The organism is Marinobacter flavimaris, from assembly GCF_045057155.1.
GTDB lineage: Bacteria > Pseudomonadota > Gammaproteobacteria > Pseudomonadales > Oleiphilaceae > Marinobacter > Marinobacter manganoxydans.
Genome location: NZ_CP171359.1, coordinates 3,579,040 through 3,602,246 on the forward strand (window position 1 = coordinate 3,579,040; position 23,207 = coordinate 3,602,246).

Here is a 23,207-nt window from a genome sequence, read left to right on the forward strand (position 1 = left end):
CCATTAGTCAGTAGATTCCACAAGTGCGAGCGCCAAACCTGAGGCCCTGGAGACCTGCTGCGAGACGGCCTCCCTGAGCACCGGAATGTCCCCAACAATCAGGCTGAACCAGTTTCTGGCGCGGGTGATGCCGGTATAGACCAGCTCTTTTGTCAGGACCGGGCTCAAACGGTCCGGCAAGACCAGGCAGGTGTGGTTGAACTCCGAACCCTGGGATTTGTGCACCGTCATGGCGTACACGGTTTCCAGCTGCTGTAGACGACTGGGCGAGATCCAGCGAATACCGCCAGCGGTGTCGCTATCCGGAAACGCCACCCGCAGGGTATAGCGGGGCTCACCGGTGTCGGTCCGATCCCAGGGCACGTTGACGGCAATGCCAATGTCGCCGTTCATCAGGCCCAGGTTGTAGTCGTTGCCGGTAATCAGCACAGGCCGGCCCTCATACCAGCCCTCGGCCCGCGGGATCAGTTTTTCAGCCAGTAACTGCTTTGCGATCCGGTCGTTGAGGCCTTCTACGCCCCAGGGGCCCTTGCGCAGGGCACAGAGCACCTGAAAGTCACTGAAGGCTTCAAGGAGCTGCACCGCCATCGCATCCCAGTCTTCGCGGGGGCTGTTTTCGTTCAGGCCATGATTCTGCAAGCGTTCGAGGTAATGGCGGTAACCAACGGGTGGTGGCAGGCTCTGACCATTCACTTGCCGGCCCTGCCCGGCATTTCGGAATGCCTCTGGTGAGCCGGTGATGGCATGTCGACACACCAGGTCCAGGGTGTCTTCCGTATCCCCACTTTTCGACCGGCTGTTAAGCAAAATGACATCGTCGAATTCTGCTTGCCGGATCTGGCGCAACATGGCGTTATCAAGCGCATTGGTATTCACAGCTTCGGCAAAGGCGCGGATACCGCTGTCCTCCCGGAACCGGTAGCTCTTGCGCAGCATGGCCACGGCCTGATCCATGGGTTGGCCGGTTTCGTCCACCAGTGACTCCGGTATCTCGCCTCCGGCCAAGGCGGCCAGCCACCGGGCAGTTTCCGGAGTGTAATGCGCCAGCAACGCCCGCTGGCACAGCTCCCCCAGTACCGCACCGGCGTCCACCGAGGCCAGCTGGTCCTTGTCGCCCAACAGGATCAGCTGGGCGTTGGCGGGCAGGGCATCAAACACCGACGCCATAAGATCCACGTCCACCATCGAGGCCTCGTCGATCACCAGGATATCCACCAGCAAAGGGTTGTCCCGGTTATGGCGGAATTTGCGGGTATCCGGCCGGCTGCCCAGTAACCGGTGCAGGGTAGTGACCCTGGTGGGGATATCATTCAGGTCCACGTTGCCCGGCAGTTCGGCAAGGGGTAAACGGCTCACCGCACCACCGATGGATTCGTTCAGTCGGGCTGCCGCCTTGCCGGTCGGGGCTGCCAGGCGGATCCGGTATTTCCGACCGGCCCGTTCGGGGGATTCCCCGGCGACGGCCTGCAGGGCCGCCAGCAGGTTGACCACGGTGGTGGTCTTGCCGGAGCCCGGCCCGCCGGTGATCACGGCGAAATGGTTGCGGGCCGCCAGGGCACAGGCCAGTTTCTGGTAATCCACCGGTTCTGACGACCGGAACAGCGTATCCAGAGCGAGAGACAGGGTGCGGGCCGGACCGGATTCCGGATCTGCCAGGGGTGATGGCAAAGCCAGGCGGTGCCGGATACCCGCCGCAATGCGTTGTTCGTAGCGCCAGAATCTGCGCAGATAGAGCCGGGTTCCGTTCAGCACCAGGGGTGTTGTATGTGAGCCATCACTTACGGCGCAGGCGCCTTCCAGTATGATCAAGCATTCCGGCAGCGTTACAAGTGCAAGCACGTCGGCGGGCTTGGGCCGGTCCGGCTCGCTGGTGCCGGAATCGGTGAGCGGCTCCTGGACCGACTCCTCTGGCGGCAGTGACAGGGTATGCCCGGCATCGGCCAGGAGATTGCCCAGATCGACGCAGACATGGCCACGCCCCACCTGATGGGAGACCAGTGCCGCCAGCAGCAGGAGCAGTGGGTCCGGGCGTTCGCCCTGCTCTTCCGAGAGCTCCCGGATCAGCCGGGCAAACCCCACATCCAGCGCGCGGATCCACTCCGCCTGCTGCCAGTGCAGCAGCAGGGTCTCGGTTCTATCCGGGCTCGAGAGCAGATCGTTGATATCGAAGGTGGTATCACCGGCAGCGGGTACGGTCGGCGTTTCCGCAGCGATGTCCTCCGCGAACAGATCAATCTGGTGGTCGGACTTTCCGGTTTGGGAGCGGGAACGGCTCATGCGGCCACCTCCGCAACCGACTCGCCATCAAACAGGGCATCCAGTTGTTCAATCAGGGCTCTGGGCGGTTTGTCGGTGAAGGCGCCACCTGTGCTGGAATCAATGCCTCGCAGGAACAGATACACCGCGCCGCCAATGTGTCGGTCGTAGTCGTAATCCGGCAAACGGGCTTTAAGCAGCCGGTGCAGGGCCAGCAGGTAGAGCACGTATTGCAGATCGTAGCGTTTATCCAGGATGGCGTTGCCCATTGCCTGATCGGTATAGGCGCTGTTGTCTTCGCCCAGGGTATTGGATTTGTAGTCCAGCACGTAATAGCGCCCGTTGTGTTCGAACACCAGATCGATAAACCCCTTGAGCATCCCGTTGAATCGGGTCTCTTCGACTCGGGGACGGTCCGCGCGATTCAGAGTGTGCGCGGTTACCAGCTGGTCCAGTTTCCGGATACTGACATTGCGGCTTTCAAACCAGAACTCCAGTTCCGGGCGCAGGGTGGTCAGGTCCGACAGGCAGACGGTTTCTGCACCGGCCCGGTCGAGGCTCAATGGTTTGCTGATCAATGCCAGCAACCAGCGCACCAGCGGCTCCACCCATTCGTTCCAACCACGAGTGCCGCAGCGCCGGGTCAGCTGCTCATGAAGCAGCGGCGGGTTATCCACAACCCGCTGGAACCCCTGCTGCGTGCACCATTCCAGCAATTCGTGCAGGAAGGTGCCGGGTCCGGCGCCTTTCGGGAAGTTATGCTGGTTGCGCTGGTTGGCCATTTGAGCCGGGTTTTCCTCTTCGTCCAGGGTACTTTCTTCCAGCAGGTTCTGGGTCTGGGCATCTTCCACCTCACCGGTAAACGCGATCCCGGTGCCGGTCATGCCGGTGTATTCGATGGAGGAGTAGCTGGCAATCCACCAGTCCTCTCTGGCCTCGCGGGAAGAGACCATGGCCGGGCCAAGCGCTTCCGGCGCCGGTTCGTGGTAGTGCGTGTCGTCCGGATCCGGTAACGGGGTTATCCGGATCTCTGCTCTGCCCTCTGCCAGTTTCCCCAGGCAGTCGCTGATACGGCTTTGCCCTTCGCTTCCAATCAGGTAGCCCAGTCCGCTTTGCTGCCAGTTGTCCAGGGCCGCCGTGCCGACCCAGGTGGCGAAGCGGGCCCGGGTCAGGGCTACGTAGAACTTGCGGATATCCTCACCTAGGCGCTCCCGGTCAGCCCTGGCCACGTCGTCCGGCGACGGGTCGAATACCGTGACCAGCCTGCCCTGCTCATTGTGATAGCGCACGAAGGCCTGCTTTTCACTCTGGGCGCGAAAAGCTGTGCCAAAGGGCAGAAACACCAGCGGGTACTCCAGGCCCTTGGACTTGTGCACGGTGATGACCTTCACCAGGCCGGCATCACTCTCCAGCCGCAGGGTACGGTGTTCATCTTCCTCGTCGGCTACACGCAGAATCTGGGTGTAGTGGTGCACCAGGGCATGTTCGCCGTCCAGTTGCAGGCTGTCCTGCTGCAGCAATTCGGCAATGTGCAGAATGTCGGTCAACCGCCGTTCGCCGTCAGGGCGTTGCAGTAACCGGCCTGGCACCTCGAAATCCATCAGGAAGGTTCGCAGCATGGGCAGTACACCCTGTTTCTGCCATTGCTGCTGGTAACCAATAAAGCGCTCGATTTCCCGTTCCAGCACGAGCTCGTCGGTCAGCAGCTGATTCATGGCATGCCAGGACTGACCGAGGGTGGGTGTAGCCAGGGCCGCGCGGATATAGGCCAGCTGCCGGGGCTCGGCAAATGCCCGAAGCCAGCAGAGCATTTCCTGTGATTCCCGGGAGGTCAGCACCGAATCGCGGTCTGACAGGTACACACTCTTGATACGCCGCTGGCCCAGGGCGTCCCGCACTGCGCTGGCCTCGTTGCGGTTGTTGACCAGTATCGCGATGTCTTTGGGGGCAACCGGCTCCAGATTCTCTGAATTATCGTGCAAAGCAAAACCCGCCTGCCCGGCCTGGCCCAGGGTCAGCAATTGGGCGATCTCACTGGCGCAGGTTTCCACCACATCGGCCGTGGCAGTGCCCTTGGCCATACCTTTCGGATTGCCATCCCTGTCCTCTTCCCCGGATTCATGGGTCCAGAACACCAGGCTGGGCTGCGCTTCCCCGTTAATCGCCCAGACTCGTTTGGTGCCATTGGCGTCCACACCCTGGAACGGCAGCGGTGACGTATCGCCCTTGCCGAACAGGAAGGCGCCGTCCCGGCTGTTCTGGTCACTGTGTTCAAAGACCCGGTTAACCGCCGCCACCATGGTTTTGGCGGAGCGGAAGTTTTTACCCAGTGTGTAGGTGCGCTCTTTCACACCCTGCCGGGCCTGCAGGTAGGTGTAGATATCGGCCCCCCGAAAGCCGTAGATGGCCTGCTTGGGATCCCCGATCATCAGCAGGCAGGTACCGGAATCGCTGCCAGCCACATCATAGATGCGGTCGAAGATCCGGTACTGCACCGGGTCGGTGTCCTGGAATTCGTCAATCAGAGCAACGGGAAACTGGCGACGGATCGTCGCGGCCAGCTGGTCGCCCCGGGGGCCGTGCAGCGCATCGTCCAGCCGGGTGAGCAGATCGTCAAAGCCCATTTCCGAGCGTTTCTGCTTTTCTGACTCCAGCCGCTCGGCAATCCAGTGGCTGGCGTGGCGCAGAATGTCGGATTTGGCGTTGGGCTGGTTCTGGCTGAAATCCAGCAGCGCTCCGATGGCATCAAAGGCCGGGTGATGAGGGGCAGGATCATCGCCCTTGAGAATCTTGTCGAGCCCTTCGGGCGTCTGATTCTTGAAGCCCGCGGCGCTATCGATCTTTTCGGGCAAAAGGTCGTCCGATTCCGCCCAGGCAACCAGCAAATCCCAGACCTTGATCATGGCATTCTTGCTGGCGCCATGGAGTCGCTTGCTCTTGTTCAGATCGCTCAGCAGCTCGATGACGTCATCGCGCCACTGGCTCCAGGGGTGGGCTTTCAGAGACTGTGACTGTTCCAGACGCCGGCGGACCACCTGATCGATGGCTTTATGAACGCTCTCCGGGGGTGTGCCCAGGCTCAGGGGATCGTCAATCAGATTGCGAACACCCTGGCGCAGGTCCCCGGGGGTTTTCCAGTGGCTCAGGGCCTCGTCCATCAGCGCCGGCGGCAGAGGATAGACAAAGGTGCGCCAGTAATCCCGGGCGACCTCGTCCAGCAATTCGCTCTGGTCGGTTTCGAGGGTGAGTTTGAACAGGCTGCCGCTGTCGAAGGCGTGCTCGCTGAGCATGCGGTTGCAGAAACTGTGGATGGTCGATACCGCCGCCTCGTCCATCCATTCGGCGGCCAATAGCAGCTTCTTTCGGCATTCCGGCCAGCTGGCCGGATCCGGGTAGCTTTCATCCCGTAGCTGGTAGATCAGTGCCGTCTCCGCGGGTGGATTGGGCTCGTCGGGCGCGTCAGAAAACACCTCGGCGGCCTGGGTGAGCCGGGTGCGGATACGGTCACGCAGTTCCTTGGTGGCGGCCTCGGTAAAAGTGACCACCAGCAGGTTGGGAGGCAGCAGGTTCTGCAGAGGGCTGTCGGGCGACTGGCCGTGGCCAAGCACCAGGCGTACGTACAGAATAGCAATGGTAAAGGTTTTGCCGGTGCCGGCACTGGCCTCGATCAGAGCACTGCCGTTGAGGGCCAGTGCCAGGGGATCCAGGTTCGGATTCCGGTTGGTCATCTGCTCGGTCATTCCAGGCCTCCGATCTGATCTGCAGCCGATTTGTCCTGCTCGGCTTCCCAAACCGGCACGTAGAGCTGATGCAGCAGGGCTTCGAATTCACCGCTGGCCATCAGCAGCTCCGGTGTTTCAAAGGCTCCTCTCAGGTAACCCGTATCCCGCTCCAGAGCAATGGAATAGGCCTGCTGCGCCTCTGATATGGCTCGTTCATGGTCACCGACGTACTTTTTGCTGCCGTAGAAACTGGTGATCCAGGCAAAGCCGGCCTCGCAGTGAATGGGCAGCGCCCGGGTGGTGGCGTCCATCCATCCGCTGAGCACCGTTTCGAACAACGGTCTGGCCCGCTCTGGATGCAATGGAGCAAAGCGGAATTTCCGTCCCTCCTCCTTGCCCAGAACCAGGGTCTCAAAAGGTTGACCGCCGAGCTGGCCTGCCAGATGGATCAGCCAGTCCCGCATCAGATTGGCATAGCGTACTTTCTTGCTGGATCCTGAACCGGTCAGCAGGCTGGAACTCGCCACCACCAGCCGGCACAGCTCTCCCTGGGCATTGCAGCGCAGGTTGTCGATCAGATCCGCGATTTCCACCGAACCCAGGGCGCTTTCAAACCGGTAATCAAAGGGCAGCGGTTCAGCAACCGCTTCCGGCCAGTCAGCCAGTGCGTTCTGGTAACGCTCGAACAGATCGGGCAAGCGCCCCGCCAGCTCGGAACGCAGGCGGTGTTCGGTCACGCCCATACCCAGGTCGCCGCGTCGCGCCATGCGGTCCAGAGTTGCCTGCAACCGATCGTGCAGTTCCTCTTCGCTGCTGGCTTTCAATAGCCCGTCCTGGATCAGCTCGTTGTCCAGGCGCCAGCGGTCCAAGCCGTCCAGCTCGAAATTCTCGTTGTCGGTGTCGTCGTCTTCGACATCCTCGAAGCGCACCTGCAGCCGGCGCTGGTAAAAGGTATCGATGGGCTTTTTCAGGAAAGCCGCCAGATCGTTCAGACTGATGGGCTCTTCGGGCGCCTGGTAAGGTAGTGCCGACTGTGTCTGCGCGGCAGCCTCACCACCATGGGCACTGCGCCATTCCCGCTCGTAGGTGAATAACCGGCGTGCCTCCAACACCTCGGCCAGGGGATGGGGCGAACTGTTTTCCCCCTTTCCACCCTCCTCCAGCCCGTTGGCTTTCGGGAAATAGCTCCGGCTGAACGGCTGCAACGGGTGTTGGGTCGTCAGTGCCTCGATGACCCTGGTTTCGGGTTGCCCTGACACAGACCAGAGACTGTCCAGATGATCCTGAAGCTGCCCCACCAGAACCGACGGCGGCCGTTCCGAATCGTCCTTGATGCTGCGGCCGACCCAGCTGATGTAAAGCTGCTCCCGGGCAGACAACAGGGCTTCCAGGAACAGGTAGCGATCGTCTTCCCGGCGGGAGCGGTCCCCCGGGCGGTAATCCTGGGCCATGAGATCGAAATCCACCGGCGGCCCGGAGCGGGGATAGTCGCCGTCGTTCATGCCCAGCAGGCACACTTTCCGGAAGGGTATGGCACGCATGGGCATCAGGGTGGCGAAATTGACCTTGCCGGCCAGGAAACGCTGGTTCAGGCCGCCTTCATCCAGCCCCTCCAGCAGCACATCCTTGACGATGTTCAGGGGCAGGGTCTGGTCCTCAAGGCCTGCTGCCAGGGCGTCTTCCAGCCACTGCTCCAACTGGCGGCGGAAACGGTTCAGCAGCAACAGGTCGCTGCCTTCGACCTTGTGGAAGAACTGCCCGAGCATCTCTGAAAACAGGCGTTCCCATTCGCCCGGTGTGCGATGGGTCTGAAGCGCCTGCCAGAGGGTTTCCAGCTGATGCACAAAGTCGTTCAGGCGGCCGGCAAGACTGGCCTGCAGACCGCCGATCTCGCCGAAGGGTTCCACACCGGCCCAGGGCTCATCGTCGCCCATACCATAGCCCAGCAGCATTGAGCGCAGCCCGGATTGCCAGGTGTTGCGCTCCAGCTCGGAGGGCAGGTCCAGGCTTTCCCGGTGCTGGCCGTGCAGACCCCAGCGGATATTGGCGCCCTCGACCCAGCGACGAGCCAGGGGGATCTCGTCTTCATTGATTCCGAAACGGTCCCGTATGCCAGGTACTTCCAGCAGGCTGATGATCTCACTCACCGAAAAACGGCTGCGGGGCAGTGACATCAGGGTTTCCAGGGCAATCAGAACCGGCTCGTGGTGGCGCTGGCCCTGGTCGGAAATGGTGAAGGGAATGTGGCGCTTCCGGCCCGGCTGGTAGCGGCCGAATACGGCCTGGATGTGGGGCGCGTACACGTTGATATCGGGCACCATCACGATGACGTCCCGGGGCCGCAGCGTGGGATCGACGTTGAAGGCGGCGAGAAGCTGATCGTGCAGAATTTCCACTTCCCGCTGCGGGCTGTGGGCCTCGTGGAACGCCAGGGAATGATCCCGCTGAATATCCAGTTGTCGTTGTTGCTGGCGGATTTCCTGGAGGGGCGTCAGGTTGTGGATATCGTTCTGCAGCTGATGCAGCAGGCGCGGTGCGTCCTCGTTGCCATGGTCCGAAAAAATATCGATTTTCTGGTCCGGAGTCTGGAAGCTGCCACGGTACTGGTCCGGGTTGTCGAACTCGTCCAGCAGCCGGATGTAGTCCCGGCCCTGCTTGCCCCAGGCGGCCAGCAGCGGATTGGCGTGCTGGTGCAGCTGGTCCGGATCCTCAATGGCGGAAAGTGCCGGATGGGTCCTGCCACGTTTGCGTTCGGCGGTGAGCAGCTCCCGGTCGCTGATGATGTCGGCCCAGTAGAACTGGCAGGGGTTGTGAACACACAGCACCACCTGACTGAACCGGCTCAGGACGTACAGGGCTTCCAGCGCTTGCCGGGGCAATGAGGAGACGCCAAAGACGACAATGCGGGTCGGCAGCCGGAACGGGTTGGCCGGCGCCTGAAGTCGCTGGCCCTGTTCCATGAACCGGGTATGGATCTGCGAGCGGCTGGTATGAGCGTCTGCGCCCACATCCTCAACCAGCCGGCGCCAGAGCAGGGGCTGCCAGCGGGTTTCCGCATCCAGAGGCTTTTCCTCGGCCCGGGCCGTGATAATCACGTCCTTGCCCTGCTCCCACGCAGCCAGCCAGTCGGCCCGGAACACCTGGTACTGATCAAACAGATCGGCCACCTTTTCCGCCAGCTGGAAATTGCGCAGGTCCGGATCGTTACCTTCCAGAAACCGGGCCAGCGGTGTAAAGGCCTCGTCCTGCCCCACCAGACGTGGCAATAACCGGTACAGCCGCCACACCAGCCGCCGTTTGTCGAAGGGCGACTGTTCCGGTACCTCACCGTCCGGAAGCACGGCCCGGTAGGCTTGCCAGATAAACCGGGCCGGGAACAGGAAATCCATACCGGCAGCGATCCCGAGGCCGCCCTCAAGGCCATCTTCGGTGCGCTTCTCCGCCAGCGCCAGCTTCAGCCACTGGGCAATACCGTTGCTCTGCACCAGGAAGGTCTCGCTCTCCAGTGGCGGCATGGGGTTGTGCCGACAGATGTAGACAACGGCCCGGCGCAAGTCTTCCAGATGGTTGGCGTGGATTGCGTGAAACCCGGGTTCGATCCTGGCGCGTAGCTCGGTGGGCTCGGTGGAGAGTGCGGCCATGAATTTCCTTGTCTGGTGTGCAGTTCAATCCTGTTGCTACAGGTTACCGTATGTGACCACAGATGCGGACTGTCTGAAACGTCTGATCTCCAAAAATCATAACGGCCCGTCGCGACAAACGGTGTCGTGAATTATCGGCAAAAGGGAGAAGCACTATGTGGACACTGATCACTGGCGCGGGGTCGGGCATTGGGCGGGCCCTGGCCCTGGAACTTGCTGCTCAAGGCCACGACCTGATCCTTGCAGGTCGCACCGTGTCGAAGCTGGAGGAGGTCGCGACAAAGCTCCGCGTGGAGGCGCCCGACCGTGAAGTGATGACGCTGGAAGTGGACCTTGCGGATCCCGAAAGCACCCGCAATCTGGCTCAACAGCTAAGTGATGCCGTCGATCATCTCTCAGCGTTCGTGTATTGCGCTGGCGTGGGTGAGCCGGCTGCGGATTTTGCCAGCCTTGGGCTCATCGATTTCCAGGAAGCCCTGGCCGTGAACGTGTCCGCGCCCATGCTGCTCACCCAATCGTTGTTACCGATACTCAAAGGGGGTGAACCCTCGTCGCGAATCGTGATGATTGGTGCGGGTATGGACAAGCATGCGCAACCCGGAACGGGCAGCTACGGGATCAGCAAGATGGCGCTGCGTCGGCTGGTGCGTCAGATGTCCGTTGAGTTCGACACCATGTCGGACGGGCCGGTTGTCAGCCTCTTTCAGCCGGGGCTGGTGGATACGCCGGGTATTCGAAGCCATATCGACAAGGCGGGCAAGTTAGATCTGCCCCACGCGGAGTGGCTGGCCAATCGTCTGACGTCGGGGGATTGCCTGAGTGCCGAACAGGCCGCCAGTGCCATCGTGTTTACGCTCAATCAGATACCGGAGAGCGATTTTCACGGGGCCGTTTTCAACGGCGCCGATCTGGTGGATTCGCTCTCATTCGCTGGAAGCTAGGGGAACGTCAAGCGGGCCCTAGAGAGGGACCCGCATGGTTTCGGAGCCGCTGTCAGGCATACCAATCATTTCATCGGTTCCAGTCGGCGGAATCACCTCGGTGCGCTCGACCTCGTATTCGTGGAAATGTTCTCGCACCGCGCAGGCGCCGGTGAACATGACTGGCTTGTCGTAGGGGTCCGTCAGAACGTAGCCCTGACCATCCAGATAGAACCGCGCCATATAATAGCGCCCTTCCATCGAGACAATCTCCAACAGAGAAATCGTGTCGTGCTTGTGTTTTTTCAGTTCGCCAGTGTCCATGTGCATGGGAAGTCTCCCGCAGGTTTGTTGTCGTAAGGAACAGTACGAAACGCTTTCCGTTACAGGTCATAAAACGAGCAATTATGAGCAGGATTGATTTGGTCAAAGCCGCCGTGGACGAGCAGTTGAATGACAGCTACGACCTGCTGGCCATGCGGATGCTGTTTCCCCCGGACCACGTGGAAGTAAAAATTGATCAGGAAATCAAAGACCTGTACGTGTATCCGGAAAGGCTCGATACCGGGTATCGCGACGAATGGCGTGCCATTGCCACCCGGGCCCTGTTCCGGAACGCCTTTGGCGATCACTGGCGGCCTGATGAAGATCATCTGGCCGGAGAAGGGGCGTCGGTGAGAGCAAGCTGGCTGGCGGAACGCGAATCCGGAGCCCTGATCCGACCGTATTGTTTAAAAGATGAACAATAGAGAGGTGCCATCATGGGTCACCAACACATCGTTTCCGGAAAGTGGCTGATTCCCGTGCTTCTGGCTTTCATTGGCTTCGCGGTTCTCGGGTCCCCACAGTCTGTGGCCAGAGACAAAGACGCAGAAATCCGCGACACCATCCTGCGCCAGATCGAAGCGTTTGCGAACAACGACGAGGAGCAGGCCTGGGCCCACGCCTCCGAGGGTATCAAGCGTCGATTCGGGTCGTCACAGGTGTTTGTCGATATGGTTCGTGAAGCCTACCCGGCGGTGCACAACGCCACGGCCATCGAGTTTACCCAGCGCGTGCCCCACGGCGCCTTTGAAATCCAGGTGGTGCGTTTGCAGGGGCCGGAGGGCAAGCGATGGGACGCCTATTACCGGATGGTGCTCACTGAAGGGGTCTGGAAGGTGGCCGGCGTGAGACTCCAGTCGGCCGAGCTGGGCATTTAACGGTATCAAACCAGATGGCGCCCACCATCCAGGGGCAGGGTGCGGCCCGTGATATAGGGGTTGTCCAGCAGAAACTGAAGCGTGGCGACAGCGACCTCAGCCCCCGGTTCTATTCCCATAAGCGACTTCTTCAGGGTTTTCTCCCGATACGCCTGGCTATCGCCCTGGTTGAACATGATCAGGGACGGCGCCACGGCGTTCACCTTGACCCTGGGCGCCAGTAGACGGGCGAACGACAGGGTCAGGTTAGTCAGGGCTGCCTTGCTGGCGGCATAGGCGATATGCTTCGCGCTGCCCTTCTCCACCACGTAGTCGGTCATGTGGATAATGTCGGTTGTCGAACCCTCCTGCTCCAGCATCGACCGGCACGCGAGGTTTATCCGGTAAGGTGTCATCACGTGAATCTGCATCATGGCGTTCATCACGTCTGCCGGGTCGGAGTCTTCGCTCTCTGGTATCCAGTCCGAGGCATTGTGGATAATGGCACGTAGCGTGTCCGTCCGGGATTTCAGGGCCTGGATGAAGTCATCAATGCCCGCATTCGTGGCAAAATCCGCATGGAGACACACTGCTCCCGCCTTCTGCAGCGCGTCGATGGCCGGTCGATAGGAGCGGTAGGTGACGATGATGGGCTGGCCGCGGTCAAGGCAGGCTCTGGCAAAGGCCAGGCCGATGCGTTGGCCGGCGCCGGTAATCAGGATGGGTGCGGTCATGGTGTTCTCCTGTAATCAGTGTCTTACCTACGTTAATGTCATGCCGACGGCTCAACGTGGTAGCGTCACTTTCCCGAACCATCTTGAAGGAAGATCAACCTGGCCATGTCACCGGCGAAGCGACAGAGCACACAACTGGCCACTGCGGATCTCGATAATCCGCTCTATTACCTCGAGAACATGGAAACCGTCCTTGGCTGGGTTCAGAGCCATCACGGTGACTTGCTGACAGCAGAAGAGCTGGATCGACTGGCCAGTTTTCATACCCTTTCAATGCCGGCCCGGGCCTTGCTGACCCGAATGGTGATGCGCACGGGCGATCTCTTCCGGTCGGACAAGCTCAAGTATCCGGAGCTCGGCGTACCAGAGGCCCGTGCCCTCGACGAAATCATGGAGGCAGGCTGGTTGGACACCGATCCTCTGCTCAGCCTGGATGAGCTGTTTCGGTTGTTCACGCTTGGAGAACTGCGTCCGGCCATGGAGCCGCTTTTAAAGGCGGCCGGAGAGCCCGCCAACCTGCCCAAAGGCCGGATGCGGGACGCTCTGCTTCTGCGATTTCCCGACCCTCTGATCGTTGCCGACTGGCTCGGCCAGCACGCCAGACCGGTTATCAGGCTCAAAACCATGGCGTTGTTTGACCGGGTGCGCCTGATGTTTTTCGGCAACCTCCGCCAGAGTTGGTCCGATTTTGTGCTGGTGGAACTGGGCCATCAGCAGTATGAGCCGGTGACCTTCACGCCTGATTCCCGGGCGTTCCAGTATCGTTCAGAGGTCGACCTGTATCTTGCCATGCACCAGTGCCGGGAATGGCTGGACCAGGGCGTACTCGCCCACGAGGTTTGGCAGGCGGTTCCGGCACCCTCGGATAACGCCTGGCTGACCAGCCGCCGGGACCGGCTGTTGCTGGAATTGGGCCGGCAGGCAGAGCGCCAGGGGGAACGGAAGCTGGCGTTGGAGGCTTTCGCCAGCAGCGGCCATCGGGAAGCGCGGCTGAAACAGCTCCGGTTGCTGGAGCGGATGAAGCGTCACCAGGAAGCCTGGGCCATTGCCTCCGAGTGGCAGAACCAGGAACTGAGCGATGCTGAAGCCCAGGGCCTGGCGCGGATTCTCAAGCGGCTTGCGAGCCGGCTTGGCGAGATACCGCCACCGCCCCCAGAGCAGCCGCTCATCCGGGAGATCACCTTCACCCTGCCGAAGCCCGAGGTCGGGTCGGTCGAATACGCCGTTCGGGACCACCTGTATCGGGACGAGGCGCCCGTGCTTTATGTGGAGAACACCCTGATCAACGGCCTGTTCGGCCTTCTGTGCTGGCAAACCATTTTTGCGCCGGTGCCGGGGGCCTTTTTCCATCCCTTCCATGTGGGCCCGGCGGACCTGACCCGGGAAGATTTCGTCAGCCGTCGGAAGGGATCGTTCGAGCAATGCTTTGCGCGGCTGGCGGATGGCAGTTATCGGGAGCGGATACTGGCGAATTACCGGGCCAAACAGGGCACCACCAATCCGTTCGTCATCTGGCCGGTCATCACCGAGGAACTGCTGAGCCTGGCGCTGGACTGTCTGCCACCGGCGGATCTGGAACGCCTGTTCCGTCGCCTGCTGTTGAATATCCGGGAGCATCGTAGCGGCTTTCCTGATCTGATCCGGTTTCTCCCCAATTCGGCTGAGCCTGACAAGCGTTATGAAATGATCGAAGTGAAGGGGCCGGGTGACCGTTTGCAGGACCACCAGATTCGTTGGCTCGAGTTCTTTGCGGTTGAAGGCATCCCCGCCAGTGTTTGTTACGTGCGATGGCAGGCGAGCGAGGCGATGGAATGACGGTGACAGTTGCCGTCCGGACTCTGTGCGAGTTTGCCGCGCGTAAGGGCGACCTGGACTTCCGCTATACCCCGGCACCCAGTGCCGAGGAGGGCATTGCTGGCCATCAGGCAATCCAGTCCCGGCGCGGCTACGGCTATAAAAGCGAGCATTTACTGACCGGTGAATGTATGGGGTTATTGCTTTCCGGCCGCGCCGATATCTATAACCCCCACCGAGGCCGGCTGGAAGAGATCAAAACCCATCGGGGCGACCTGTCCCGAATCCGTGAGCATCAGCGGGCACTCCATCGCGCTCAGCTGAGAGCCTACGGCGCGCTGTTGTGCCGGCAGGAAAACCGGAAAACCCTGGAGCTGGCACTGATCTATTACGACACTGGAAGAGACAAGGAAACGCCAGTGGTGGAGACCGCCAGTGCCAAAGAGCTCTGGCAGGAACTGGAAACCCTGTGTAGTCATTACAAGGCCTGGGCTGAGCAGGAAGAACATCACCGCGAGCAGCGCAATGTCCTGCTTTCAGGCCTTAGATTCCCCTTCCCCGCATTTCGCCCCCGGCAGCGCCAGCTGGCGGAGACGGTGTACAAAAACTCGGTAAAGTCCGGCACCCTTTTGCTGGAAGCCCCCACAGGCCTGGGCAAGACCCTCGGCACCCTGTTCCCGGCGTTGATGGCGATGCCAGCAGCCGGCCAGGACCGCCTGTTCTACCTCACCTGTCGCAATACCGCCCGTCAGCTGGCCATGGATGCGGTAGCCCGCCTGCGTTCGGCTCAAGCTGCCCAGCATTGGCCACTGCGAACATTGGAACTGGTCTCGAAAGACGATGCCTGCGAGCACCCGGACAAGGCCTGTCATGGCGATTCCTGCCCCCTGGCTAAAGGGTTTTTCGACCGGCTTCCTGACGCCCGGGCGGAAGCCGCCCAGAGCGAAGGCACGCTGGATCAGCACACTCTGGCGAAGATCGCCGCCGGTCACGATATTTGCCCCTACTTTCTGGCCCAGGAAATGGCCCGGTGGAGCGATGTGGTGATCGGGGATGTGAACCGGCTGTTCGATCAATCCGCCCTGCTCCACGGTTTGATTCGCCAGAACAGCTGGAAGGCCAGCGTGCTGGTGGATGAGGCCCATAACCTGGTGGACCGTGGCCGGGGTATGTATTCGGTTCGGCTGGATCAGCAGCGCTTACTGAGGATCAAAAAAACCGCACCGAAGCCGCTGAAATCCGCCATCGATCGCACCGCCCGCGCCTGGCAGAGCCTGATCCGGGATTACCAGGCTGATACAGAAAGCCCGGAGTTTCTGGAGACACTGCCGACGCAATTGCTGGGTGCCCTGCAGGCCATGGTCTCGAATCTGACCGATTACCTGGCCGATAATCCCCCGGATCTGGCCCTGCAGGAGCTGTTGTTTGAAAGCGTCGCCTTCATGAAGCTGGCGGACTCCTTTGGTGATCATTCCCTGTGTGAGTTCCAGCGCGCCGGTCGGGGGCGGGCCAGCCTGACCATCCAGAACCTCATTCCGGCGGATTTCCTGAGGGAAAGGTTCGAGGCGGCGCATTCGGTTCTGCTGTTTTCCGCCACCCTGAGCCCCGGTGTTTACTTCCGGGATTTGCTGGGGTTGCCCGAGGATTCCCGTTTTACCTCCTTGCCCAGCCCGTTCAGCGCCGACCAGCTGCAGGTGCAGTTCACGCCTGGTATCAGCACCCGCCAGGCTCACAGGGAGGCATCACTCAAACCGATTGCCGACCTGATCGCCCGCCAGTTCCGTGAGCGGCCCGGGCATTACCTGGCGTTTTTCAGCAGCTTCAAATACGCGAAGCAGGCCAGCGACGCGTTGGCGGAGCATGCGCCGGATATACCCCAGCGAGCTCAGCAACCGGGCATGTCGCCTCAGCATCGAGCAGACTTTCTGGCCGGTTTCCGGAACCCGGAGGGCAGTGTGGCGTTTGCGGTGTTGGGCGGGGTGTTCAGTGAAGGCATTGATCTGCCCGGCGATCAGTTGATCGGTTCCTTTGTGGCCACCCTGGGCTTGCCGCCGTTCGATGCCTGGCATGAAATCCTGAAGGGTCGCCTCGAAAAACGCTTCGGCGCCGGCTATGACTACACCTATCTGATTCCGGGGCTGCAGAAAGTGGCCCAGGCGGCGGGGCGGGTGATTCGCACCCCGGAAGACCGGGGGGTGATCTGGCTCATTGATGACCGGTTTCTGCAGCCGGCCATCAGCAGGTTTTTTCCGCGCTGGTGGTTTGCACAGGGCGACTCTGCCGATCCGCGGCCCGAGTCTTCAGAGACCGGTTAATCACTATGGTGTCTACAGGGCCTTCCTGTGCAATAGCCGACAGTGCCTGCTCAAGTGTCGCATTGGCGATGGCCTCATGATCCTGGGGCAGAGAGTTGACCGCCAGTGGAAGAAAGTCCAGCAGCCGGTCATCGCCGAAGGTCGCTATTTTCAGAGCCTTCGGAAGCGGGTCCGGCTGATCGAGCAGAACATCCAGAACCCCTTGAAGCAGTGTGAAAGAGGCTGTAACCAAGGCATCCGGCAAGCCATGGTCAGTCAGGATCCGACGCATCATTGCGGCACCGGAGGCGCGATCGTAGTGGAGGCCACTTTCTACCAGCGGGGCAATGCCGGCCTCATTTGCGGCCGCCATAAAACCTTCCCGGCGCTCCCGGGTCATGGCGATCTCCGGCACGGCATCCAGCCAGGCGATACTGCCGGTTTCTCCTCCCAGCACAGAACGGGTCAGGATCTCGGCTGCTGAGCGGTTGTCGCTGACCACACATCGAATCTGATCCGGAGACTGGGCGCGATCGACAGCAATCACCGGTAGACCTTCTTTCTGCAGTTGGGGATAAAAAGGGTCGTCCAGGGACAGGGCGCTGGCGACTATCAGGGCGTCGCAGCGCCTTGCTTTCAGTGCTCGGGCCAGGGACTTTTCGGTCTCGGGGTCGTCATCAGAGCCCGCAATCAGGAGCTGATAGCCTCTCGCCCTCGCGCCCTGCTCAAGCAATTTGGCCAGGCGGGCATAACTGGTGTTCTCGAGATCCGGCAGAATAAATCCGAGGGTCCGGCTGGCCCCACCCCGTAGCGCTGCCGCCTGTGTATCTACCTGAAAGTTGTGCTTATGAGCCACCGTAAGCACTTTTTCGATGGTGTCCTGTTTGATGCGCCGTGCAGCCCCCTGACCATTAATGACATAGCTGGCCGTGGTTCTTGAAACGCCGGCAAGCCGGGCAAGTTCTGCAAGGGTCATGGACGACAGCTCCGATTAAAAGATTGCTTGATTTCTGATCATATCTGTTTCACCATCGATTTTAAGCATGCTGACACGATTCAGCAAACAAAAACTGATACGCAGTATCAAAACAAAAAGCGAGGCAACCTCATGCTGACGCTAACTGCCAATGACGTTCGATTGGGTGCCACTGCCTCTGACTGGCAGGACGCACTGCAACAGGCTGCTCGAGACCTTGAGCGCGCTGGCCGGACTTGCCCGGAATACCTGGCTGGAATGAACGCCCGTGAACAACAGTCTTCCACGGTATTGGGCAACGGCATCGCCATTCCCCACGGTACACCGGAAAGCCGGGATGCCGTCCTTGAAACCGGTGTTCGCATTCTTCAATTCCCCGAGGGGGTCACCTGGCACGATGGTGCGCGGGTAAATGTACTGGTGGCCATCGCTGCACAGTCCGACGAGCACCTGGATATTCTCCGACATTTGACCCGGGTACTGGATAAGCCAGGACTGGCTGAGAAGCTTGGCCATGCTACGGATGCCGCGGAACTGGTTGCCTTGCTTTCCAAAGCTCCGGCCGTTGCCAAATGCGACAGCGAGACGCTCTGTCTGGGAATAGATGCCTCCACACCGAACGAACTGGCCTTGATTGCAGCTGCACGTCTGCAGAGTTTGCGGTGCGTCGACACGGATTTTCTGGCCAGCATTGTCGGCCAACCGCCGGTGGACCTTGGTCAGGGCTTCTGGCTGACCCACCACACTGTTGGCGCCAGGCGCCCGACCCTTTCATTGGCAACACCAAAGCGTGCAACTGCGGAGCTGCGTGGGGTGTTCTGTCTGGCCGGACCCGGTGATGAGTGCCATGACCTGCTGGAGCGCATCGATACTTTCCTGGCTGGTGATGAACCTATTCTGGGCCTGAGTGCTGAGGCTTTGTTGGCAAGGCTTTCCGGCGAGGCGGCCGACGCAGTGACGGCTAAAGTCACCCTGTTGAATACCCATGGCCTACACGCGCGACCCGCCAAGCAACTCGTCCAGGAGGCGCGTCGCCACAATGCCAGTATTCGGTTGCGCCTGTTGGAAGGCGAAGGTGCCGCAGTATCCGCTACCAGCCTGACTCGGGTGATCGGCCTGGGCGCCCGCAGGGGTCAGACGTTGCTGCTTTCGGCGACTGGGGATGACGCAAGCCAGGCCATTCAGTCTCTGACCAGCGCCATTGAAGGCGGCCTGGGTGAAAAAGTTTCTCCATTGCGGTCTGCGGATCCGCAAACCAAGGTGCCTGAAGCCGAACAGGCTCCCGCACTGACGGATGATCAGCCGGTTAAAGCGGTTGCCGCATCTCCCGGACTGTCGCTGGCACCGGCTTTCGTCATGCGACAGCCGACCCTTGAATATCCGCAATTCGCAGAAGATAGCGAACAACAGATCCAGCGCCTCAAACAGGCCGTCGATAGTGCTGACGGTCAGCTTCGAACCCTGATCCGTCAGGCGGAAGGCGGCGAAGCCGCGCCTATTCTCTCGGTTCACGTGGAAATGCTTCAGGACGAAGATCTCTACCAGGCTACGTTGGAAGCGATCAACGAAGGGGCGTCCGCCGAGGCAGGTTGGTGGAAAGCCATAGATACCGCGGCCAGGGCCCAGGAAGCGCTGGCGGACCGTTTGCTGGCCGAACGTGCCGCGGATCTGCGGGATGTCGGGCGCCGGGTCCTGTCCAACCTCTGTGGCGTGGCCATGCCGACGCCGCCGGACACTCCTTATATCCTGGTGGCTGACGATCTCGGGCCATCGGATGTGGCTCGGCTGGATACCACCAGGGTGCGTGGCCTCGTCACAGCCCGCGGGGGAGCGACGTCCCACAGTGCGATTTTGGCCCGAGCCCTGGGGCTGCCTGCGGTCGTGGGTGCCGGTGAGCGAATACTGACAATCCTGAATGGCTCCGATCTGGTGGTGGATGGCGAACGGGGTTGCCTGGTGCCGAACCCCGGGGCCGAACGCTGCGAGAAGATCCGTCGCCGTCTGCAACAACTGGAAGCGTTGCAGGCCGAAGCTCATGAGAACCGCAATCAACCTGCTACCACCGTAGATGGCCATACCATCGAAGTCTGCGCCAATCTCGGCAACACCGCCCACACCCCGGATGCTGTTGAACGGGGCGCCGACGGTGTAGGCCTGCTTCGAACCGAGTTCATTTTCATGGCCCATCCGGAAGCGCCGGATCTGGCCACTCAAGTCACTGAATACCAGAACGCATTCGATGCCCTGGACGGTTTGCCCCTGGTAGCCCGTACCCTGGATGTGGGTGGCGACAAGCCGCTGGATTACTGGCCGTTACCCCAGGAAGACAACCCGTTTCTGGGCATGCGTGGCATCCGCTTGTCACTGACCCGCCCGGACATTCTGGAAACCCAGGTCAGGGCCCTGCTGACCGCGGCAGGTGATCGCCCCCTTCGCATCATGTTCCCCATGGTGAAGGATCTCGAGGAGTTCCGAGCAGCCAGGGCGATTGTTACAAAAGTCCAGAGCGAGGTTTCGGCCAGTAATGTTCAGGTCGGCGTGATGATTGAAGTGCCCTCCTGTGCCTTGCTGGCTTCGACCCTGGCGCCGGAAGTGGATTTCTTCTCGATAGGTACCAATGACCTGACCCAGTACACACTGGCCATCGACCGCGGCCACGGGCAGCTCTCTGCGGAATCGGATGGACTGCACCCCTCGGTATTGCGGCTGATCCGGATGACCGTGGAAGCTGCCCATGCCCACAACCGTTGGGTCGGGGTGTGTGGGGAGCTGGCCTCAGATCCCCAGGCGATTCCGGTTCTGGTCGGGCTGGATGTCGACGAACTGTCTGTGACCAGTCGTCGGGTGCCCCTGGTTAAGGCCTGTATTCGCGGTCTGAACCTTGAAAACGCCCGACAACAGGCTGAAAAGGCGCTGTCTCTGGCAACGGCGTCCGAGGTACGTGATGCCCTGGAGGCCTGGTGATGGCCCGTATCCTGACAATCACCCTGAATCCTGCTCTAGATCTGAGTGTTGAGACGGCGCCCCTCACTCTCGGAGAGGTAAATCGAACAGGTCATACCCTGATGGAGCCGGCCGGAAAAGGCATCAATGTGGCTCGGGTGCTTGCGCGTCTGGGCCATTCGGTCACCGTTGCAGGCCTGTTGGGCGACGCCAATGCCGCGCCCTTTGAACGTCTGTTTGAGGCAGAGGGCTTGCAGGACAGTTTTGTACGCGTTCCCGGCCAGAACCGAATCAACATCAAGATTGCTGAGGCTGGCGGCCGGGTAACCGATCTGAATGGCCCCGGTTTCCGGGTCCCGGAAGACGCAGTTCAGCGCCTTCAACTCCGCCTTAAATCCCTGCTGCCGGAATGCGACGCGGTGGTCATCGGAGGCAGTTTGCCAGATGGCTTTCCGCCTTCTGGATTGGCAAACCTTGTCGAGCAAGCTTCCCAAGCAGACAAACCGGTATGGCTGGATACCAGTGGCGAGGGTCTCAAGGCCGGCATCAAAGCTGGCCCCTTTGCCATCAAACCCAACACGGATGAGCTGTCTGACTGGGCCGGCACACCCCTGAAGGATTTGGCCTCAGTGGCAGCTACGGTTGACGGCATCCGTGCCGGCGGCGTGTCCCACGTGGTGGTATCCATGGGCGCGGATGGCGTGTTCTGGTCGTCAACGGCCGGCACCTTGAGATCGCAGGTACCTCCGGTCTCGGTGGTCAGCACCGTGTGCGCCGGCGATACGCTGCTGGCGGGCATGCTTCACGGTGTGCTTCTGGGCCAGCCCGACGAGGCAATATTGAAGTTTGCCACCGCTTTGTCTGCCGAATGCGTGCAACACATTGGCGTCGGAGACCCCGAGGCCCCGGACTTTCCCTCCCTTCTCCAACAAACCCGGGTGCAGCCGTGGCCCGCGGAAAACAACACCGGAGAGATACGGTTATGAATCTGATCATTGTGACTGCCTGCCCCCAGGGCGTGGCGACTCGTTTTCTGGCTGCCCGGGCCCTTGAGCGTGCGGCGAACCGGCGCGGCTGGTCTGTTACCACTGATACTCGAGGCCCGGATGGTAAAGCCGACAACAAGCCCAGCGAAGAGGCTATCCGACAGGCCGATCTTGTTATTGCCGCGGTCGGTGTCCCGGTAGATCTGGACGCCTATGCAGGCAAGCGGCTGCTGCAGATTCCGGTCACCGCGGCCCTGCCAGACCCGGACGCCATCCTCACCCGGGCGCAGGCGGAGGCCACACCCTGGGACCCGGCAATGGCCAGTCAGGAATCTATCGCAACCAGTCCCGGTGTCGGCAGTGGCTCTGCCGGTAAGCGGATCGTTGCCGTTACTGCCTGTCCCACTGGCGTCGCCCATACCTTTATGGCGGCGGAGGCACTGACCGCTGCCGCGGAATCCGCGGGCCACAAGATCCGGGTGGAAACCCAGGGCTCAGTTGGCGCGCAGGATCCTCTAACTGCCGAAGAAATTGCTGCTGCCGACGTGGTGATCCTGGCCTGTGACATCGAGGTGGACCCAGGACGCTTTGCCGGCAAGCGGGTATGGCGGACCTCGACCGGTGCGGCCCTGAAAAAATCAGCCGATACCGTCCGTGATGCACTGGCCGAGGCCGTGGTTTTTGAAGGCGGCCAGCAGAAAGCTACCAGTGGTGCCGGAGGCGGCGAAAAGCGAGGGCCCTACAAGCACCTGCTCACCGGCGTGTCCTTCATGTTGCCCATGGTGGTTGCTGGCGGTTTGCTGATCGCACTGTCCTTCGTGTTCGGGATTGAAGCGTTTCAGGAGGAAGGCACGCTGGCCGCTGCCCTGATGCAGATTGGTGGCGGCACGGCGTTCAAGCTGATGATTCCATTACTGGCTGGTTACATCGCCTGGTCGATTGCCGACCGTCCCGGTCTGGCCCCGGGCATGATCGGTGGGTTTCTGGCGGGTGAGTTAGGAGCTGGGTTCCTCGGCGGTATTGTGGCGGGTTTCCTGGCCGGCTATGTCGCGCGCTTTATCAGCCAGAAACTGCCGATGCCGGAGAGCATCGAATCGCTGAAGCCAATCCTCATAATTCCCTTGCTGGCCAGTCTGGTGACGGGCCTGGGGATGATCTATGTGATCGGAGAGCCCATGGCCGCCATCATGGGCGCCCTGACCGGTTTCCTCGAGAGTATGGGAACGACCAATGCGATCCTGCTTGGTGGCATTCTGGGCGCCATGATGTGCTTTGACCTGGGAGGGCCTGTCAACAAGGCGGCCTATACCTTCGGCGTGGGTCTGCTGTCTGAGGGCAGCGGCGGCTCGGCACCCATGGCGGCCATCATGGCGGCAGGAATGGTACCGGCCATCGGCATGGGTGTGGCGTCGTTCATCGCCCGGCGTAAGTTTGCAGAGGCGGAACGCCAGGCCGGACGGGCATCATTTGTCTTGGGATTGTGCTTCATCTCGGAAGGTGCAATACCGTTTATGGCAAAGGATCCGTTGCGGGTTATCCCGGTGTGTATGATCGGTGGCGCAATTACCGGTGCCCTGTCGATGCTGTTCACCGTCAAGCTGATGGCACCCCACGGCGGGCTGTTTGTGCTTGCCATTCCGAATGCGGTTAGTACCGTATTGCCCTATCTGATTGCGATTACCGTGGGATCACTGGTGATCGGTTTCGGTTACGCGTTGCTGAAAACCGGCAAGGCGGAAGTGGCGACAGCGGTAAGCTGA

Annotated in this window: 14 protein-coding genes; 8 read left to right on the forward strand and 6 right to left on the reverse strand. The window is 60.9% G+C overall.

Going from position 1 to position 23,207, the window contains the following annotated elements; translation table 11 throughout:
• Positions 1-3: 3 nt before the first annotated feature.
• Genes recD through recC form a run of 3 tightly spaced genes read right to left on the reverse strand, consistent with a single transcriptional unit; the run spans position 4 to position 9,619 of the window.
• On the reverse strand, positions 4-2,277 hold the full coding sequence (gene recD / locus ACGK9W_RS16750; RefSeq protein WP_104270976.1) for an exodeoxyribonuclease V subunit alpha: 2,274 nt from the start codon (positions 2,275-2,277) through the stop codon (positions 4-6).
• A complete protein-coding gene (gene recB, locus ACGK9W_RS16755) occupies positions 2,274-5,996 on the reverse strand; it encodes an exodeoxyribonuclease V subunit beta (RefSeq protein WP_405417723.1) in 3,723 nt (1,240 codons plus the stop codon). The genes recD and recB overlap by 4 nt, the downstream gene beginning before the upstream one ends.
• On the reverse strand, positions 5,993-9,619 hold the full coding sequence (gene recC, locus ACGK9W_RS16760; protein WP_405417725.1) for an exodeoxyribonuclease V subunit gamma: 3,627 nt from the start codon (positions 9,617-9,619) through the stop codon (positions 5,993-5,995). The genes recB and recC overlap by 4 nt, the downstream gene beginning before the upstream one ends.
• A 155-nt stretch (positions 9,620-9,774) precedes the next feature.
• Here recC and ACGK9W_RS16765 point away from each other — a divergent pair, with 155 nt between their 5' ends.
• A complete protein-coding gene (locus ACGK9W_RS16765) occupies positions 9,775-10,560 on the forward strand; it encodes an SDR family oxidoreductase (protein ID WP_053113407.1) in 786 nt (261 codons plus the stop codon).
• 18 nt (positions 10,561-10,578) lie between these two features.
• Here ACGK9W_RS16765 and ACGK9W_RS16770 read toward each other — a convergent pair whose 3' ends face one another.
• A complete protein-coding gene (locus ACGK9W_RS16770; RefSeq protein ID WP_014578848.1) occupies positions 10,579-10,869 on the reverse strand; it encodes a DUF6482 family protein in 291 nt (96 codons plus the stop codon).
• A 77-nt stretch (positions 10,870-10,946) separates the two neighbouring features.
• On the opposite strand from ACGK9W_RS16770, the gene ACGK9W_RS16775 reads away from it, so the two are divergent.
• Together ACGK9W_RS16775 and ACGK9W_RS16780 are read left to right on the forward strand one after the other, a co-directional pair.
• Entirely contained in the window at positions 10,947-11,288 is a 342-nt protein-coding gene (locus ACGK9W_RS16775; RefSeq protein ID WP_288365720.1) for a hypothetical protein, read from the forward strand.
• Between the two features lie 12 nt (positions 11,289-11,300).
• A complete protein-coding gene (locus tag ACGK9W_RS16780; RefSeq protein ID WP_405417729.1) occupies positions 11,301-11,741 on the forward strand; it encodes a DUF4864 domain-containing protein in 441 nt (146 codons plus the stop codon).
• Between the two features lie 5 nt (positions 11,742-11,746).
• Here ACGK9W_RS16780 and folM read toward each other — a convergent pair whose 3' ends face one another.
• A complete protein-coding gene (folM, locus tag ACGK9W_RS16785) occupies positions 11,747-12,454 on the reverse strand; it encodes a dihydromonapterin reductase (RefSeq protein ID WP_053113411.1) in 708 nt (235 codons plus the stop codon).
• Positions 12,455-12,559: 105 nt separating this feature from the next.
• On the opposite strand from folM, the gene ACGK9W_RS16790 reads away from it, so the two are divergent.
• The gene (locus ACGK9W_RS16790; RefSeq protein ID WP_405417731.1) at positions 12,560-14,269 is read left to right on the forward strand and encodes a VRR-NUC domain-containing protein; all 1,710 of its coding nucleotides are present in this window, start codon (positions 12,560-12,562) and stop codon (positions 14,267-14,269) included.
• Positions 14,266-16,563 (forward strand): helicase C-terminal domain-containing protein, encoded by a 2,298-nt coding sequence (locus tag ACGK9W_RS16795; protein ID WP_405417732.1) that lies wholly within the window; start codon positions 14,266-14,268, stop codon positions 16,561-16,563. Before ACGK9W_RS16790 ends, ACGK9W_RS16795 begins: the two co-directional genes overlap by 4 nt.
• Here the strand turns inward: ACGK9W_RS16795 and cra are convergent.
• The gene (gene cra, locus ACGK9W_RS16800; protein ID WP_405417735.1) at positions 16,484-17,518 is read right to left on the reverse strand and encodes a catabolite repressor/activator; all 1,035 of its coding nucleotides are present in this window, start codon (positions 17,516-17,518) and stop codon (positions 16,484-16,486) included. The genes ACGK9W_RS16795 and cra overlap by 80 nt on opposite strands.
• A 132-nt stretch (positions 17,519-17,650) precedes the next feature.
• Here cra and ptsP point away from each other — a divergent pair, with 132 nt between their 5' ends.
• From ptsP to ACGK9W_RS16815, 3 genes are read left to right on the forward strand one after another with little or no spacing between them, the layout of a single operon-like run.
• Positions 17,651-20,482, forward strand: coding sequence for a phosphoenolpyruvate--protein phosphotransferase (gene ptsP / locus ACGK9W_RS16805; protein ID WP_405417737.1), 2,832 nt, complete (start codon positions 17,651-17,653; stop codon positions 20,480-20,482).
• The gene (pfkB, locus tag ACGK9W_RS16810) at positions 20,482-21,447 is read left to right on the forward strand and encodes a 1-phosphofructokinase (protein WP_273157784.1); all 966 of its coding nucleotides are present in this window, start codon (positions 20,482-20,484) and stop codon (positions 21,445-21,447) included. The genes ptsP and pfkB overlap by 1 nt, the downstream gene beginning before the upstream one ends.
• The gene (locus tag ACGK9W_RS16815) at positions 21,444-23,207 is read left to right on the forward strand and encodes a PTS fructose-like transporter subunit IIB (protein ID WP_273157783.1); all 1,764 of its coding nucleotides are present in this window, start codon (positions 21,444-21,446) and stop codon (positions 23,205-23,207) included. Before pfkB ends, ACGK9W_RS16815 begins: the two co-directional genes overlap by 4 nt.